Raw genomic sequence first — 15,833 nt, 5'->3', positions numbered from 1 at the left:
CAAATCCTGTCAGCAGCTCGTTCTTAGAAGTAGTTCGCCGGCGTCTCCCCGCGTACGGCGCGCTTAATCGGCAAAAATGTCGCGAATGCGCAGATCAGTGCTGCCAGGGCGCAGCCGACCGTCGTCAGGAATCCTCCGATGGCGCCGAACGCATCGATCAGGTGACCACCGATCAGTGAACTGGCAGACTGGCCGACCACCCACATTGTTCCGCACAGCGCCATGCCTTCGGTAAATCGGTAGGACGGCACCATACGCACAATCATTTGATTCACGTTCACCACGGTCGGTGCCTGCGCCAGTCCGGCGATGAACATGACGATCGCGGCACCCCACATGGAGTGCACGAATACCAGCATCGAACAGCCCACGGCCAGCGCAATCAGCCCGATGTAGAAACGTTTCCACAGCTCACCCTTCCAGTCGATCGCACCGTAGGTGAGGGCCGCGATCATGGATGCAGCTGAAAAACAGGCGGTGATCACGCCGGACAGTTCCTGGTGGCCCTGCTCGCCACTGAACGCCACGACCGACAGTGTCGTGATCGACAGGAACGCGCCGTAGGCCAGCTGAATGATCAGCATCGATGCGAACGCAACCGACCACAGGCCCTGGCGCGCCGCCGGTTGTGGCTGCGGGTTTTCGGTGGGCAAGTCGCCCTCGTCCGTGGTGGGTGAAGTGACGAGGGAGTCCTGCACGTCGCCATGACGGCGCAGTATTCGCGAGACCTGGCGCGCGATGGATCGGTGGCGGGTAGCGTACTGTGGGGCCGGTTCGTAGGTCGAATCTGCCAGCATGATCCACATGCCCACGCTCATGAGGACGGCGGCCAGGCCAAGGGACACGAGCGGCGAAATGGAGGTGGCAAGGAAGGCTGCCAGCGGATTACCAATCACCCACATGCATTCTTCGAGGGTGGACGTCAGTGACAGGGCAGAGTTGAGACCCTGTGGGCGTCCGCGCAGGGCGACTGCCCAACGTGCGCGCAGCATGGAGCCGAACGGTGCGTACAGGCCGAGCAGGGGGCTGAGAGCAAAGAGCACCCAGATCGGGGCGCGCAGCGCCAGGGCCACCATGACGGCGATGTCGGCCAGAACCCAGATCGTGATGATGGGAATGGAAACGCGGCGCTGGCCGTGGTTGTCAACCAGACGCCCAATGATCGGGCCGGCAACGGCCGAGGTGAGCGCCACGACCGCTGACAGAGCACCCGCCAGACCATAAGAACCGTAGGCGTGCTGAACGCCGATGAGCATGCCCATTCCGACCAGGGGAAACGGGAACTGTGCGATTGTGCCGCCGAATGCGAAACGAGGGGTGCGCGGAATGCTCAGCAGGGAGCGGTAGACCTTCACACCGTGTGATGGCCACTCATCTGCCGGCGAGCTGGAAGAGTGTGACGCATCGGCGGCGCATTCGGAAGTCTCGGGTGCAGGGGTCACATTCTGCGCGCTCACGTGTTCTCCGCAAAAATCGAGCTGAACTACTGTGTGAAGGGATTGATGAGGGCTGCATAGTCAGCATGCCTCTCAATGCACCATTGTCCACCATCGAGCAGGTTGTCGCACCGTGATTCTCCACGCATACACACCGAACTTTCAGTGACCGCGCAGCAGCGGCAGATCCGGGGTATTCATGGGGATATCGTGTGATCCAGCAACCGGATCAGCGATAGTTTACTTCCCGTGAGCGGCCAGTGCGGAAAAGTCGTGGGCGAATGTGGCCACGTCATCCCAGTTGGTGAATTCGACACGCTGGGTGAAGTCAATGTCGCGTCCCATGAAACGGCGGATCATCTTGATTACCGCGGTATCGAACGGGTTGTAGAGCGAAAAATCGAGGTCACCGGCAAATACGTCAATCATGTCCGGTTTCCATGGGGTGTGTTCGAAGAAGCGACGCATGTACACGTTTGTTTCCGGAGTGTTTTTGCCATCATTCGCGGCCACGAGGTTCACTCCGAAAAAAGCATTGGGGATGTGAGCCAGTGCTGCAGCGTTGGTGCGGGCAAAGCGCCACACTCGTGGGGAAAAATAACCGTACCTGGTGGAGGCTCCGACGATGACTGCCCGACCCGGTGCAGGCTCGATGCGTTCGCGTCCCGTGATGTCCAGGACGCGAGCATCGTTCCCGTCCTGGCGCAGGATGTCAGCGACGCGCCCACAGATGCGGCGTGTATGTCCAAATCGGCTTGAGCAGAGCACCACGATGTCCATAAACCCAGTTCCCGTCCGTCACATGTCAGGTACGGATCCACATCATAGTGCCGTTTTGCGGCTCGTAATATGACGGACTGTGGCAAAGAGCGTGCTGCGCGCACAGTTCCCGCTGCTCACACCGTTTTGATCGCGTCCTTGAGTGCAACGCGCTTGCCGATGCGCATCACCGCACGCTCGTACACGATCGAGCTCAACCACACCAACACCACCGTGGTGACGATCAGGATCGCCGTGCTGATGAACGGTTCCCACCACTGTGCCGTTCCCATGTACAGGCGTGCCGGCATCGCAATCGGAGCACTGAATGGCACATAGCTCATGACGGCCATGACCGTGGTGTTGTCAAAGTAGAGGATGACCAGAACGTACGGAATCATGATGAGCATCATGAGTGGCCCGGTCACTCCTGCGACGTCTTCCTGGCGTGACACCAGTGAAGCAGCACCGGCATAGAGCGCAGCCAACACGATGAAGCCCAACAGGAACAGAATCACGAACCAGATCAGAGCCGATCCCAGCTCACCGAGCAGCAAATCCTGCCCCGTCACCAGCAGACCCGTCGTCGCCAGAATTGCAGCCACACCGATACAAGTGAACGCCACGATCGTGTTACCTGCGATCTTGCCGCACATCAGTGCGCGCGCACCCGTCGTGGCCAGCAGAATCTCCACAATGCGGCTCGACTTTTCCTCCACGACGCCTTGCGCCACGTAACTGCAGAATGTGACCGCACTGAGCATGAACAGGGCCGCAAAGATGAGCGAGATCATGAACGCCATCATGCTGTCCACTTGTGGTGGATCCAGAAGTTCAACCTTTGGGTAGGCCGCCAATACATTGATCACGTTGGCCGGTTCTTTTTCCAGTGCCACCACTGTCAGGCCAACGGGTGAGTCTCCCTCGTCAATGACGGCTTCGACGCTGCCGTCGCGCAGGAGTTCTTCACCGCCGGACCTGTCAGCAACTTCGGTGGCATCTAGCCCCACGCTCGTGGCCATCTGCGTAACGGAGGGTCCGACAGTGGCGACCGAAGGCACCTCATCATCGTCGCCGAGCAGCCCGGGGATGATGGTGCCCGCAAGGACGCCAAGACCCACGATCGACACCATGACGATGAAAGCTTTGGACGTGAATCGTGTTTTTGCCTCGCGTGCGGTAATCAGCACGACTTGCTGGAACCAGTTCATTCGATGACCTCTTTGAAGATTTGTGCCAGTGAGGGGACGATGGGGCCGAAGTGCAAGAGCTGACCCGCTACGTCGCGACGGTGCAGAGCCTGCTCGACGACGCGTTGTTCTGCCTGCTCGTCGGGTGCTGAAAAGCGTGCAAATCCGCCTTCCAGGGCGCTGACTTCGATTCCGGGCATGTCACGAATCCACCCGCAGTCACCGCTGACTTCGATTTCGAACGAGCGGTCCGAGTACTGTTCGCGCAGCTCTTCCCTCTCTCCCGCGGCCACGATGTGACCGTCGCTGATGATGACGAGGTCCTCACATAGGCGCTCGACCACGTCGAGCTGGTGAGAAGAGAAAAGCACCGGAATACCTGTGTCCGATATGCGTTGCAGGACGCCGAGCACCACATCCACCGCGAAAGGATCCAGACCGGAAAAGGGTTCATCGAGGATCAGCGCTGTCGGGTGGTGCACAATCGCCGCCGCGACCTGGGCGCGCTGTTGATTGCCAAGCGACAGGTTTTCCACCGGTTCCGCAGCGCGTTCCGATAAGCCGAGTTCATCAAGCAGCTCATCAGTGGACGTGGATGCGTCGTGCGCGGACACGCCGTGCAGACGCGCGAGGTAGATGAGTTGTTCGCGCAGCGGCATTTTCGCGTACAGGCCGCGTTCTTCTGGCATGTATCCGAATTGCGCGCGCTGAGCGGTGCTCGTCGTGTGTGAATCGATCAGGACTTCACCCGAGTCAGCTTCCAGGACGCCCATGATGATACGCATCGTCGTTGTTTTCCCGGCGCCGTTTCCGCCAACGAAACCCGTCATGCGCCCATCGGCAACAGTCATGGACAGATCGTGGAGGACCTGGTGGCCGGAAAATGACCGGTTAAGATTTCGAACTTCCAGCATGGTGCTTACGCTACGTGCCACTTGAGCCGATCCGCATCCGTCTGGCGGATGATTCCTATCGGTCGTGCGACTGATTTTCGCTTCCCGCCACCTCCCTGACCCCGCGCCCGTAGGATCATGACTTTATGCTGGATTCATGACGGGTCCGATTGTCGAGTTGAACTCCACATGGGTCAGGCCGCGTCCCACTGAACAGGGGCTCAGGCGTGACATTGTGTTGGCCTGCGTGCTGGCCGCATGGTCAGCTCTGACGGTTCCCCTCTACTTGCGTTCGGGCATATTCACGGAAGTTGCCCCCATGTGGCTGACGCTCGCCTCTCTGGCGATCACGTTTACAGCTTCCGCGCTGCGCCGACGCATTCCCTGCACCGTGGCCCTCATTATCACGGCGGCGTTCCTGGTAAATGCGCATTTTGGCGTGCCCGAGCAATTGGTCACCTCCCTGTGCCTGTCGATCGCTCTGTACACGGTGGGCGCGTGGGGTCGCCAACGCGTGCGCGCATTGGTGGTGCGGCTGGTCTGCACCGCGGCGATCGTGATCTGGTGCGTCGTGTGGCTCATCCTCGCCTCCTCCAATGTCGAACTTTTCCCCGGTATCTCCCGCGCCGGCGTCTTTTCTGCCTATGCCACGGTCATTCTCATCACCGTCATGACAAACCTGTTGAACTTGACACTTGCCTGCGCAGTCGGTGAAGCCTCCTGGCAGTGGGCACGCATGCGGGCACGCCTCGAAGCGCAAGGCGGAGAGTTGGAACGGGAACGTCGCACCACCGCTACCCAGGCTGTCGTGCTGGAACGACTGGCTATTGCGCGCGAACTGCACGACGTGGTGGCTCACCACATCTCTGTCATCGGCATCCATGCCGGCGCTGCCCGGTTGAACCTGACATCGGATCCTTCGAAGATCGGCCCCGCCCTGGAGCACATCGAGGAAGGCACGTCCGCCGTGGTCACAGAGCTGCGCCGCCTCGTGCACACGTTACGTGACCCGAGCAATGGTGAAGACGGGCCGACCGTCGGCATCGCACAGATCCCTTCCCTTGTAGAAGAGGCCGCGCACATCGGTATGGATGTAACCACAGTTGTGGTGGGTGAGCCGCGTCCGGTGCCGATGCTGGTCGACGTCGCTCTATACCGCGTGGCTCAAGAGGCGCTGACGAACGTGCGTAAACACGCGCCGAAACGCAGCCGCGTCCAGGTCATCGTCCGGTTCGCCTCTGATGCGGTGGAGGTTGAAGTGGTTGACACGTCCAGGGCAATGATTGCCGATCGACGAGGGCGGCCCGCGCATTCGGCGAGCACGTCAACGGGAATGGGGTTGCGTGGTATGCGTGAACGTATCGGTGCGGTCGGGGGTACTGTCGAAGCGCATCCCGGTCAATACAGCGGGTTCGTCGTGCGCGCACATGTCCCCCTGATGAAATCGACCGGTGATCGTGATCCCAGCACAGTCGCCAGGCAGGAGATGGCATGATTCGAGTCGCCCTCGTTGATGATCAGGCGTTGGTGCGTTCCGGGCTGCGCATCATTGTCAACACTGCTGACGATATGGAGGTTGTCGCTGAAGGTGCGAACGGACTGGAGGCACTCGACATTGCACGCAGTGCGAGGCCGGATGTGATCTGCATGGATATTGAGATGCCCGTGAAAGATGGGCTCAGCGCGGCGCGCGAGATTGTGGACGAATGTGCAGATAGCGGGCCGGAGATCATCATGCTGACAACGTTTGGAGATGATTACTACGTTGTTGATGCTGTTTCTGCCGGCATCAGCGGGTTTCTGCTGAAAACGTGCAGGCCTGAGGAACTTCTCGACGCGATTCGGCGCGTCGCTGAAGGCAAGGCGATACTGGATGATGACGTGACGCGCATTGTCATGAACGCGATGCGTCAGCGGAGCGAAGGTGCTCGTGGCGAAGGTGGTACTCGTGGCTCTGAAATGGATGCGGGCCACGCTTTGGATCCACGCCAGGCTCTGGAAGCCGCCAATGTGACCGACCGCGAGCGCGAGGTACTCGAACTTCTGGCAGCCGGTCACACCAACGCGGAAATCAGCGAGGCTCTTTTTGTCAGTGAATCCACGGTGAAAACTCACGTGTCGAGTTTGCTGCGCAAGGTGCACGCTCGTGATCGTATTCAACTGGTGGTGTGGGCACATGCGCACGGCATCAGACCGCGCAGCTGACGTCAGGCCCACACGGTGCGTACCCGTGAATGCGTCTGATTGTTGCGGCTGGCCAGGCGAGCCTGCGCCAGCGGCCTCATCGCCTCGGCGCCCGATACCTCCACAAGCTGGCAAGGTCCAATCAGTTCGGCCCAGGCGCGCGCGAATTCTTTGGCTCCGGCTTTTCGCCTTCCCACCTCCCTGGGAACCTGCACGTACAGCGCCGAGGGTGAGATCCGTTGCGCGATCCAGCTGACCATGCGCAACAGCAGCGTCGACGGGCGCTGCGAATCTCCCTGAAAGGTCGCGCGCAGCAGAAACCGCGGTGTCTCAATGGGAGCGAAGACTTCACTGACTGCATCAATGATGGTGCGTGCACTCGCATCGGGCACATCCGGCAAAGACACGACATAGCCGGCGGGCATTGCCTGGGTTCCCACTGTGACCGCGCCGTAAGGGCGGACCTGAACCTCATCGAGTGAGACAAGGCGCTGGCCGCGTTCTGAGGCGACAAGGCCGCGGGAGACGGCAACAGTGGCACCGGCATAGACGCGGGCGGGGTGTGAACGCCCTCGTAACATGCGCCATATTTCAACGGGGAGCCGCCATGCGCCTGCGATGCCCAGGAGCACCACCATGAATGCCAGTGCTATCAGGATGCGGACAGGGTGCGTGCCCCACATGACGAGCATTGGCCAGATGATGCCGGCCAGCAGGGCACACAGGCCGGAAAGGAGGGCCACGGCTGTCCAGAGGGTGGGCGGCGAATAGAACGTTGGATTCTTTCCGGCCGACACTGCCGTGTCGTGGCTGGTGTCGCCTGAATAGGGCTGGCCGATACCCCACTGTTCGTAGGTGGCGGCTCGTGACGCTATGAGCTGCAGTGTCTGGTCATTGAGCTGGTTGATGGTGGCACGCCTGTCGCCTTCAAGAAGTGCGCGCAACCTGGCTTGCCCAGTGAGCGTGAGCGAGTGATCGATGCCGGTGACGATCTGTGGGAACTGACCTGATAGCAGGGTGTTGGCAGGCTGCGGCTGGTTGCCGGGGTGCGGGCGGTCGCTGACTTGCAAGTAGTCGCTGGCCTGCGGGGCATGACCGGTTGGCAGGGTGACATCCAGTCCCCACAACTGTTCGTGGCGACGATTCATACGCGATATTTCCGCATCAGAATCCAGGGAGATACGCGGCGGCATCACACAGATCACTCCCCAGTTGTGCGCCACCTTTCCTGGCCATTGGGGATCCAAGCGCAGTGTGCGCCCACGCAGCTGCTGAGTTGCAGCTGATGTGGCCACAGCGGTCAGGTCAATCAGCGTGTTGACGGCCGGGCAGTCCCATCCCTCCCCCAGCAAGCCTCGGGTGCCGACCAGCAGACGTACTGTGCCTTGCTCCATCAGTGTGGATACCGCTCTGACAAGCACTGCCGCAGAGGGGGAGGATGATTCCACTTTGACTCTGGTCACCAGGTGGTCTGCCTGTTCCGGCTCGTTCTCGTCACCGCTATTAACTGCCAGGCGCAGACCGCTGAGTTCTTCAAGGGCGGGAATGATCCACTGCGCGTCAGCGCTGGCAACATGCAGGTGCTGTGAGGTCAGCAAAATCGGGTGCAGTCCCGCTGTTGTCGCGTCAGCACACACTCGGGCAAAACATTCCACCGCGCTGGCAACGGGGCCGGTGGAGCGCCCTCGTCGATTCCCTTCAGTGGCAAAGTCGCACACGATAACTGCCCGAACGTGTTGACCGTCCGCGCTTGCCAGCTCGTGATGCACAATATCGACGGCCGCATCGTTCTTGGCGTGTGACTGCGCCATGACGGTGTCAACCGGATTCCGACCCGCACGGATCCCTCTGTCAGTCAGGTAATATCCAAAGTCTTTGAGTGTGCGGCGCATCGCGTGCCATTCATCGGCTCGGCTCGCATCCGGCAGAATCTTCTCCAACGCGAAGCGTGCACACACCCGTATGGCGCTGTCGATGCTGGGGCGTCTGTTGCCGATCAGTCTGGGCAGTGTGAGTGCTGCAGGGTGATCACCGTGGGTGTGAATCAGAATCTGCGCAGCTGATTCCGTGAATGCATAATCGGCCTCCAATTGTGCATCTATACCTGTAGGCTGCTCGCCGTCTATACCTATGAAACCTATTGATTCCAACAAAAAGTCGAGGCCTTCACCCCCTGCAAAAACTGCCTTCAAAAATCTACGCAATTGGCGATCATGAGAGGTAAGGAATGTGATTTCATCATCTGCCGGCTCAGTGAACCACACAAGATCCCGGTATGGTGCAAGGTTGCCTTCCCGAACGACGGCAGGGGTCGGAACCTCAAAGTCGACGTCACCGAACAGACCTGAATAGGTGTCAAATGCGCGGCCATCGTCCACACTGGGCAGCGTGGCGGTCAGACCGATCACGATCGGTTCGCGGCCACTGGCACGAATACGCGCCAACAGCAGTCCGATAACCAGTGCCCAGTGGTCAAGCAGATGATGGCATTCATCAAGGATGACTGTGCGCACGCCAGCCTGAACTATCCGATCAATTGCAGCAATTGCATGAGGGTGCAGTACGCGTTCCACCAGCTTAGGATCCTGCGCTGTCAGGGTTGTGCGGATCTTGGAGGCTCGACGAGAAATGCCGGAGCGATAAGCCGCGCTATTTGAGCTCTTCAGATCTTTCAACCATTCGTCAGCCGCCTGCACTGAGCGGCCCGCATCCACCAGGTCGTCGATCCACTGCTCCCGCGCCAAATCAGCAACAGCATCTGTGCTGCGGACGGTGGACAATGCCTGATATGTCAGCGAAGTGAAATCGCCGACCAGTTCCGGATCTTCGCTGATCGTAGCTTGAGGTTCATCGTCCGGCACGGGTGCATAGGCGGCGGCCGCCCGGCTCAGCTTCGTGGCAGTCAGAGCCCATTGATGGCGAATAGTTGTCGTGGGAGCCAGTGCAACGGCTTTCCATCCTGAACGCATGGCCAGCATCAGGCCGACCAGTGTTTTGCCTGCTCCTGGCGGCGCCACAATATGCAGGGGATGATCCGGGCCTGGTGTCAAAGTGGCAAGAATGTCGCGTTGGTACGTGCGCAGGGTTCCCGTGAATTGCCACGTGCTCAGTGGGCGCTCCTCTTCACAGCTATCGGTATCACAGCGCTGACGCCTGTTCCTGTGCGCATCACAAGGCACAGCTGAGTCGTCATCACGTGCGCTCGATTCGGGCTTGTGCATGCTCCACTCTAACCTGATGCGCGGACCACCAGCTCACAGGGCAGCAAGACAGGAGCTTCCGTATGTTCGCCGTTGATCAGGTCACGCAGCATCCGCGTGGCAACGTCAGCCATCTGATCAGCAGGGTTCGTCAGTGACGTCAATGGCGGAGTGAAGCTCGCTCCCATTTCCGAGTTGTCGATCGACACCACGCAAACATCATCCGGTATGCGAATGTCCTGGTCACGCCACACATTGATTGCGGCCATCGTCATCAGGTCCGACGAGGAAAAAACAGCGTCAACTTCGCCGCGCTGAATCGGCTCTATCAACTGATACCCCGCCCGGGCTCCCGATTCAGCAGTGAACGAGCCGTTGACAACGAGTGCCTCGATATCGTGAGTTCGCAGCTCATCACAGAAACCAGCCAGACGATCCTGCGCTGCCACCATATCCGTTGATCCGGTGATAATAGCCGGTTTGCGCGATCCACCCTCGACCAGTCGGCGGGCAGCCATACGACCAGCCTGCTTGTTATCCACATCGACCCACGACTCAAAGGAGGTGGATTGTTCGGGTCGTCCGATGAACACGATTGGAATGGGCGCGTGCATGAAGGTTTCAACCTGGCCGGGGATCTGGTGATGAGAAGTCACGATCGCACCGTCCACATGCCCGTCGTACAGGAATGGTCGCAGGCGCTGGTGGTGGCCTTCCTTGTCTGCAAATGCCAGAACCAGTTGCACGTCCGTGTCATCCAGGCTGGAGACAACCGCCTGCACAACCGAAGAAAAGAACGGGTCGGAAAAGATGCGTTGATCCGGCTCAGGCACAATCAGCGCGATCGTGTCAGTTCTCCGTGTCACGAGCGAACGGGCCGCACGGTTAGGCCGATAGTTCAGCTCCTTGACAGCGCGCTGCACGGCGCGCACTTTCTGCGGTGACACACGGGCATCCCCGCGCACGACACGCGATGCCGTTGCACGTGACACGCCAGCTGCACGCGCCACGTCCTCAAGGCGCACTGCGCCCGTGCGTGGGACTCCCATGACTCATCCTCTATTCCTGGGCGTCTGGAATCTTCAGCGTTCCGGTGCGCATGACGTCGCGGTACCACAGCGCTGAAGCCTTCGGTACTCGCTCGAGCGTGTCATAGTTGACGCGCACGATGCCGAATCGCTTCGAATATCCCAATGCCCATTCGAAATTGTCCATCAGTGACCATTCCAGGTAGCCGCGCACGCGGGCGCCCTCGTCAATTGCCTGGTGAACAGCTGCCAGATGATCACGAATGTACACCAAACGGTCGTGTGAATCGTCAACGTAGTCGTGTTCATCAGCAGCATCAGGGTAGGCGGCACCGTTCTCGGTCACCACAAGGTCAGCTCCTGCCGGCCCGGTGTATTTCTGATATAGGTCGGTGAGCAGCAGGTACAGGTCGTGAGCGTCGACTTCCCATCCCATATCTGTCAGCGGCAAGTTGCGCGAGACTACGCGCACAGACGATGAACCGACTTCCGGGCTGGAACGCAGCACTCCCTGCGCATTCGGTGCAGGCACCGATTTCCTGTATCCATCCTCAGGTGCGGCCACTGCCATTCCGTTATAGAAGTTGACGCCCAGCACGTCGATCGGCACATGAATCGTCTCCATGTCTCCGGGGCGTACATACTGCATGATGTCGGCTTCCAGACGCATGTCTTCGACCACGTCAGCAGGGTATTCGCCGCGGAAAATGGGGTCGAGGAAGATACGGTTGTGTAGCCCGTCAATTCGTCTGGCGGCATCACGATCAGCCTCGCTATCCGGGTCAGCGGGGTGTGCGACAGTGAAGTTCAAGGTAATTCCACGCGTCGGCTCCTCACCTTTTTCATTGGCGAGGGCGTCGATGGCACGTATCGCCAGTCCGTGCGCCAACAGCAGGTGGTGCGCCGCCGCCACAGCCTCATCAGGGCTGGTGTGACCGGGTGCATGCTCACCGCATGCGTAGCTGAGGAATGACGAGCACCACGGTTCGTTCAGCGTTGTCCACACGTCCACGCGGGCGCCAAAACGGTCGTATACGGCGGCTGCGTAATCAGCGAACAGTTCGGCGGTGTGGCGGTTTGTCCAGCCGCCCTCGTCCTGCAGGACCTGCGGCAGATCCCAGTGGTAGAGCGTGAGCCACGGCTTGATTCCCGCTGCGCCGAGCTCATCGATCAGGTCACTGTAGAACGCCAGGCCTTCTTCGTTGAGAGTGTGCCCGTCAGGCATGACCCGCGCCCACGACACGGAGAATCGGTAGGTGCCGACACCGAGGTCTTTCATCAAGGCGACGTCTTCTTTCATGCGGTGGAGGTGGTCGCATGCGACGTCGATAGTGGATCCGTCGATGATGGCGCCCGGGGTTTGGCAGTGAACGTCCCAGATGGACGCAGCTTTCCCGCCCTCGTATGCGCCGCCTTCAACCTGAGCTGCCGCGGTGGCGACGCCCCATCGAAAATCTTCAGGGAAAGTGAGTGTGGTCATCCTTTGACAGCTCCTTGCATGACGCCCGAGACGAGGTGTCGTCCGGCCAGGAAGAACAGAATAATCAGTGGTGCCGTTGCCACGACGACGCCTGCCATGATCAGGGAGTAGTCCTTGAAGTAGGAGGCTTGCAGCAGTTGCAGTGCAACGGGCAGTGTTGGGTTTTTCGCGCCCAGAACGATGAACGGCCAGAAGAAGTTGGTCCATGAGCCGACGAACGTGAACAGGGCAAGCATCGCCGCGGCGGGTCGTGCAGCTGGAATCGCCACTGACCAGAACGTGCGGAACATGGAGGCGCCATCCACGCGGGCTGCCTCGATCAGTTCGTAGGGCAGTGCGTCGCGGATGTACTGCGTCATCCAGAACACGCCGAATGCGCTGACCATGCCCGGCACGATGACGGAGGCGAGTTTGCCGCTCCATCCCAGTTTTGTCATCACCATGAACAGCGGGACAACGCCCAGCTGTGCGGGCACCGCCATCGTCGCGATGATGAAGGTCAGCAGCGGTTCACGCCCGCGGAAACGCAGCTTCGAAAACGCGTAACCCGCCAGCATCGAGAAGAACACCACAGAGGCGGACGAGATCACTGCGACGATCACCGAGTTGATGAACGCCCCCCACACGTTGATGTCGGAGTTGAGGACGCGCTGAATATTCTCGATCAGGTGCCCGCCCGGAATCAGGGAGGGAATCGGATTCTTGGCAATGTCAGGCGCGGTGGACGAAGCGAGCAAAAACGCGAAGTACAGCGGGTAAGCAGAGATCAGCAGGATCACTACCAGCAGTGCGTACTTGTACCACCGCGGCCGCTGGGTCGTGCCGAAACCACGATGTTCGGGTGTGTCCGCGCGCCGGCCACGCTTTTTCCGCACAGGTTCGGAGAGCTCATGAGCAGTTGATTGAACTGACGAGGCAGCCTGGCTCTTTCCTTCCTGAGTCCGTGCCCTGATGGTGCGACGACGGTCTTGCCTGGCTCTCGCGCGCGCCGCTGCGCGCGCAGCCCTTTTGCCGCATCGCTGCTCAATCATGGCAATCGACGGCTGGTAAGCACCTTCAAGGGTACTCATGACAGGTCAGCTCCTTTCCCTGCAGAAGTTGAATGTGCCGAACGGTGATCGGAGTGTGCGGCCGAGGTGGCAACCAGTTCGTGCTGCGCACCCGATTTGTCGGAGCGATGTTGTGCTTCGACGGCGCGCCGACGCGCCTCGCGCTTCTCAGCACGGGAAACCCTCTGACCGGAGGAGGAAATTCGCTTGGTCAGGAGGAAGTTGATCGCCGCGAAGAAAACGATGATGAGGAAGAGCAGCCATGCCACGGCAGATGCCTTACCGAAGCTCTTTTGCGCGCCCCACCCGACCTGGTACAGGTACATCGTCAGGGTCAGCCACTGGTTGTCGGCGCCGCCACCACCCATCGTGTCGTACATGCGCGGCTCGTCGAAGATCTGCAGGCCGCCGATAGTGGAGGTGATGACAACGAAAATAATGGTCGACCGAAGCTGCGGGATCGTCACCGAAAAGAACTGGCGGGCCGGGCCTGCCCCGTCAACGGTTGCCGCTTCGTACAGTTCACGCGGAATCGCCTGCATGGCGGCCAGAAGAATCAGAGCGTTGTACCCCGTCCAGCGGAAATTCACCATATTCGCAATAGCGATATGGGAGGCCAGAGCGTTGGCATGCCAGCCGATCGGACTGATGCCCACCATGCCCAGCAGCGTGTTGATCATGCCTGACTGGTCAGCGAAAACTTTCGAGAAGATCAGGGCCACGGCCACAGGCGCCACAACGTAAGGCAGCAGCACACCCATGCGCCAAAATGTCTTGGCACGCAATTGGCATCGAGCACCCAGGCAATGAATATCGCGGCGATGATCTGCGGAACTGAGGACAGTAAGAAAATTGAGAATGTATTGCGCAGCGCGATCCAGAAGACTGAATGGTCCAGAACGGCTGCGTAGTTTTCAACTCCGTTGAACCCTTTATCCCCACCGATCAGGTGCCATTTATGGACGGACACCCAGGCTGTATAGACCAGGGGGAACAATCCGGTCACGGAGAAAACAATAAAGAATGGCGAAATGTACAGGTACGGAGAGGCTTTGTACTCGAATCTACTGAGACGATCTCGCCATGTAACGCGCGCAGTGGCAGCATCGCTCGACATGGGTTTTCCTGCGTTCTTTCAGGTAGAAAAGCACGAATGTGCAAGATGGATCCGATGAGCTGGGGACTGTGGCGGGCTCATTTTGAGCCCGCCACAGTCTCACAGTGAGGAGTTATTGAAGATCAAGCTGGTTGTATTCAGCAATAACCTTGTCCCAGGACGCCTGGGCATCATCAGTCTTGTCGACATCGACGCGCGTAATGCCGTCGGTGACCAGCGTGGTCAGAGCGAAGAAGTTGGGTCCCTTGTACGGCTGGACCGTGATCTTCTTCGACATGTCAGAGAAGATCTGCCCGATCGGAGCGTTGTTGAAGAACTCGTTGGTGTATTCGGTCAGCTCCGGAGAATCCAGTGCTTCCAGCTGCGAGGGGAAGTTGCCTTTGGTCTCGAATGCCTTGATCTGCTGTTCGGGTGCGGTCAGCCAGGCTGCGAGTTCCCTGGCTTCCTCCGGGTGTGCGCCCTGCGCAGGAACAGTCAGGTAGGAGCCGCCCCAGTTGCCACCGCCACCGGGGAAGACAGGAGCCACGTCCCAGCCTTCGACGCCTTCAGCATTTCCTTCGACAACGCCGAGCATCCACGGCGGGCACAGCATCGTGGCAAAACCATCATTCTGGAATGCGTTGGTCCAGTCTTCCGACCACTGTGACAGGTGGGCAGACAGGTTATCCTCGACCGACGCCTTCAGTACCTGGTCGTACACCTTCTTGATGGTGTCGTTTTGGTCCAGCGGGATCACGGTGTTGTCAGACTCTTCGAAGGGCTGTTCAACCTGGTTCAAAATACCCTGGTAGGTACCGGTTCCACCGTCAAACCACGGAATTCCGGTTGCCTCGACGAACTGTTTGCCGACTTCGAAGTACTTGTCCCAGTCGCCTTCCAGCAGCTTGGCCACCTCATTGCGATCAGTTGGCAGGCCGGCTTTTTCGAACATGTCTGCGCGGTAGCAGATGGCTTCCGGACCGGCATCCGTGCCGTAGCCCATCAGCTTGCCATCTTCAGTCATCGCAGCTTCGGCCTTCCAGTCCAGCCAGCGACCCTCAACGTCAGGTGAGCTCAAATCGACGAATTCATCTGGGTACTGCTTCAGTTCGGGCCACCAGTCCACTTCGATTGCTTCGATGTCCGACAGTCCGGATCCTGCTGCCAGACGGGTGAGCATGTTGTCGTGGGCTTCGTTCGAGGTGGCCGCTTTCTTCTGCTCGACCTTGATGCCCGGATGTGACTCCATGTATTCGTCAAAGAGGTTGTCGTAGCCAAATTCGTTGAATGTTGCGACAGTCAGCGTGATGTCGCCGTCTGATCCGCCGCCAGCCTCGCCTGATGCTGAAGATTCCGATCCTCCGCCTGACGAGCAGGCTGCCAACGCAAGTGCGCCAATTGAGAACACCCCGATGGTGCCCATCATTTTTCTCGATCTCACAACTACTCCTTCGTATGTGATGGTGTCGTCCATTGCCGATGCGCATGGACCAGCGCCCTGATAAGGCCACCTTTGGG

General features: G+C 59.4%; 13 protein-coding genes. 2 read left to right on the top strand and 11 right to left on the bottom strand.

Annotated elements, in window-relative coordinates; all coding sequences use genetic code 11:
• Positions 1-23: 23 nt before the first annotated feature.
• The 4 genes from QP093_RS05805 to QP093_RS05790 form a co-directional block, all read right to left on the bottom strand.
• Entirely contained in the window at positions 24-1,457 is a 1,434-nt protein-coding gene (locus QP093_RS05805; RefSeq protein WP_285015478.1) for an MFS transporter, read from the bottom strand.
• A 219-nt stretch (positions 1,458-1,676) separates the two neighbouring features.
• On the bottom strand, positions 1,677-2,204 hold the full coding sequence (hemG, locus tag QP093_RS05800; protein ID WP_285015475.1) for a menaquinone-dependent protoporphyrinogen IX dehydrogenase: 528 nt from the start codon (positions 2,202-2,204) through the stop codon (positions 1,677-1,679).
• A 128-nt stretch (positions 2,205-2,332) separates the two neighbouring features.
• On the bottom strand, positions 2,333-3,406 hold the full coding sequence (locus QP093_RS05795) for an ABC transporter permease (RefSeq protein WP_285015473.1): 1,074 nt from the start codon (positions 3,404-3,406) through the stop codon (positions 2,333-2,335).
• The gene (locus QP093_RS05790; RefSeq protein WP_070726111.1) at positions 3,403-4,299 is read right to left on the bottom strand and encodes an ABC transporter ATP-binding protein; all 897 of its coding nucleotides are present in this window, start codon (positions 4,297-4,299) and stop codon (positions 3,403-3,405) included. The genes QP093_RS05795 and QP093_RS05790 overlap by 4 nt, the downstream gene beginning before the upstream one ends.
• 136 nt (positions 4,300-4,435) lie before the next feature.
• Between QP093_RS05790 and QP093_RS05785 the strand changes: the two genes are divergently transcribed.
• Positions 4,436-5,773 carry a sensor histidine kinase gene (locus tag QP093_RS05785; RefSeq protein ID WP_285015470.1) on the top strand — a complete coding sequence of 446 codons (1,338 nt, stop codon included), beginning with the start codon at positions 4,436-4,438 and terminating at the stop codon, positions 5,771-5,773.
• Entirely contained in the window at positions 5,770-6,483 is a 714-nt protein-coding gene (locus QP093_RS05780) for a response regulator (protein WP_092648999.1), read from the top strand. Before QP093_RS05785 ends, QP093_RS05780 begins: the two co-directional genes overlap by 4 nt.
• Positions 6,484-6,485: 2 nt before the next feature.
• On the opposite strand, the gene QP093_RS05775 is transcribed toward QP093_RS05780, so the two are convergent.
• The 7 genes from QP093_RS05775 to QP093_RS05745 all read right to left on the bottom strand — a co-directional run bounded on the left by QP093_RS05775 (position 6,486) and on the right by QP093_RS05745 (position 15,756).
• Positions 6,486-9,683, bottom strand: a complete 3,198-nt coding sequence (locus QP093_RS05775) for a DEAD/DEAH box helicase family protein (protein WP_285015464.1) — start codon at positions 9,681-9,683, stop codon at positions 6,486-6,488.
• 8 nt (positions 9,684-9,691) lie between these two features.
• Positions 9,692-10,711 (bottom strand): LacI family DNA-binding transcriptional regulator, encoded by a 1,020-nt coding sequence (locus tag QP093_RS05770; RefSeq protein ID WP_058237570.1) that lies wholly within the window; start codon positions 10,709-10,711, stop codon positions 9,692-9,694.
• A gap of 10 nt (positions 10,712-10,721) precedes the next feature.
• On the bottom strand, positions 10,722-12,170 hold the full coding sequence (locus QP093_RS05765; RefSeq protein WP_285015461.1) for a GH1 family beta-glucosidase: 1,449 nt from the start codon (positions 12,168-12,170) through the stop codon (positions 10,722-10,724).
• Entirely contained in the window at positions 12,167-13,240 is a 1,074-nt protein-coding gene (locus QP093_RS05760; protein WP_227469248.1) for a carbohydrate ABC transporter permease, read from the bottom strand. The genes QP093_RS05765 and QP093_RS05760 overlap by 4 nt, the downstream gene beginning before the upstream one ends.
• Complete coding sequence (locus tag QP093_RS05755) at positions 13,237-13,980, bottom strand: carbohydrate ABC transporter permease (RefSeq protein ID WP_285015458.1); 744 nt, start codon at positions 13,978-13,980, stop codon at positions 13,237-13,239. Before QP093_RS05755 ends, QP093_RS05760 begins: the two co-directional genes overlap by 4 nt.
• Positions 13,932-14,336: a carbohydrate ABC transporter permease gene (locus QP093_RS05750; protein WP_285015455.1), complete on the bottom strand. Its 405-nt coding sequence runs from the start codon at positions 14,334-14,336 to the stop codon at positions 13,932-13,934. Before QP093_RS05750 ends, QP093_RS05755 begins: the two co-directional genes overlap by 49 nt.
• A gap of 112 nt (positions 14,337-14,448) precedes the next feature.
• Positions 14,449-15,756 (bottom strand): ABC transporter substrate-binding protein, encoded by a 1,308-nt coding sequence (locus QP093_RS05745; protein ID WP_227469246.1) that lies wholly within the window; start codon positions 15,754-15,756, stop codon positions 14,449-14,451.
• Positions 15,757-15,833: the final 77 nt, after the last annotated feature.

The sequence above is a fragment of the Pauljensenia sp. UMB10120 genome (genome assembly GCF_030212035.1).
Classification (GTDB): Bacteria; Actinomycetota; Actinomycetes; order Actinomycetales; family Actinomycetaceae; genus Pauljensenia; species Pauljensenia radingae_A.
This window is presented reverse-complemented; position numbering and strand designations above follow the sequence as displayed.

Bases quoted from the DNA above. Each gene is read 5' to 3' on its own strand.
- QP093_RS05775 (WP_285015464.1), bottom strand. From the start codon at position 9,683: ATGCACAAGCCCGAATCGAGCGCACGTGATGACGACTCAGCTGTGCCT.
- QP093_RS05750 (WP_285015455.1), bottom strand. From the start codon at position 14,336: ATGTCGAGCGATGCTGCCACTGCGCGCGTTACATGGCGAGATCGTCTC.
- QP093_RS05760 (WP_227469248.1), bottom strand. From the start codon at position 13,240: ATGAGTACCCTTGAAGGTGCTTACCAGCCGTCGATTGCCATGATTGAG.
- QP093_RS05780 (WP_092648999.1), top strand. From the start codon at position 5,770: ATGATTCGAGTCGCCCTCGTTGATGATCAGGCGTTGGTGCGTTCCGGG.
- QP093_RS05785 (WP_285015470.1), top strand. From the start codon at position 4,436: ATGACGGGTCCGATTGTCGAGTTGAACTCCACATGGGTCAGGCCGCGT.
- QP093_RS05770 (WP_058237570.1), bottom strand. From the start codon at position 10,711: ATGGGAGTCCCACGCACGGGCGCAGTGCGCCTTGAGGACGTGGCGCGT.
- QP093_RS05765 (WP_285015461.1), bottom strand. From the start codon at position 12,170: ATGACCACACTCACTTTCCCTGAAGATTTTCGATGGGGCGTCGCCACC.
- QP093_RS05755 (WP_285015458.1), bottom strand. From the start codon at position 13,980: ATGGGTGTGCTGCTGCCTTACGTTGTGGCGCCTGTGGCCGTGGCCCTG.
- QP093_RS05790 (WP_070726111.1), bottom strand. From the start codon at position 4,299: ATGCTGGAAGTTCGAAATCTTAACCGGTCATTTTCCGGCCACCAGGTC.
- QP093_RS05795 (WP_285015473.1), bottom strand. From the start codon at position 3,406: ATGAACTGGTTCCAGCAAGTCGTGCTGATTACCGCACGCGAGGCAAAA.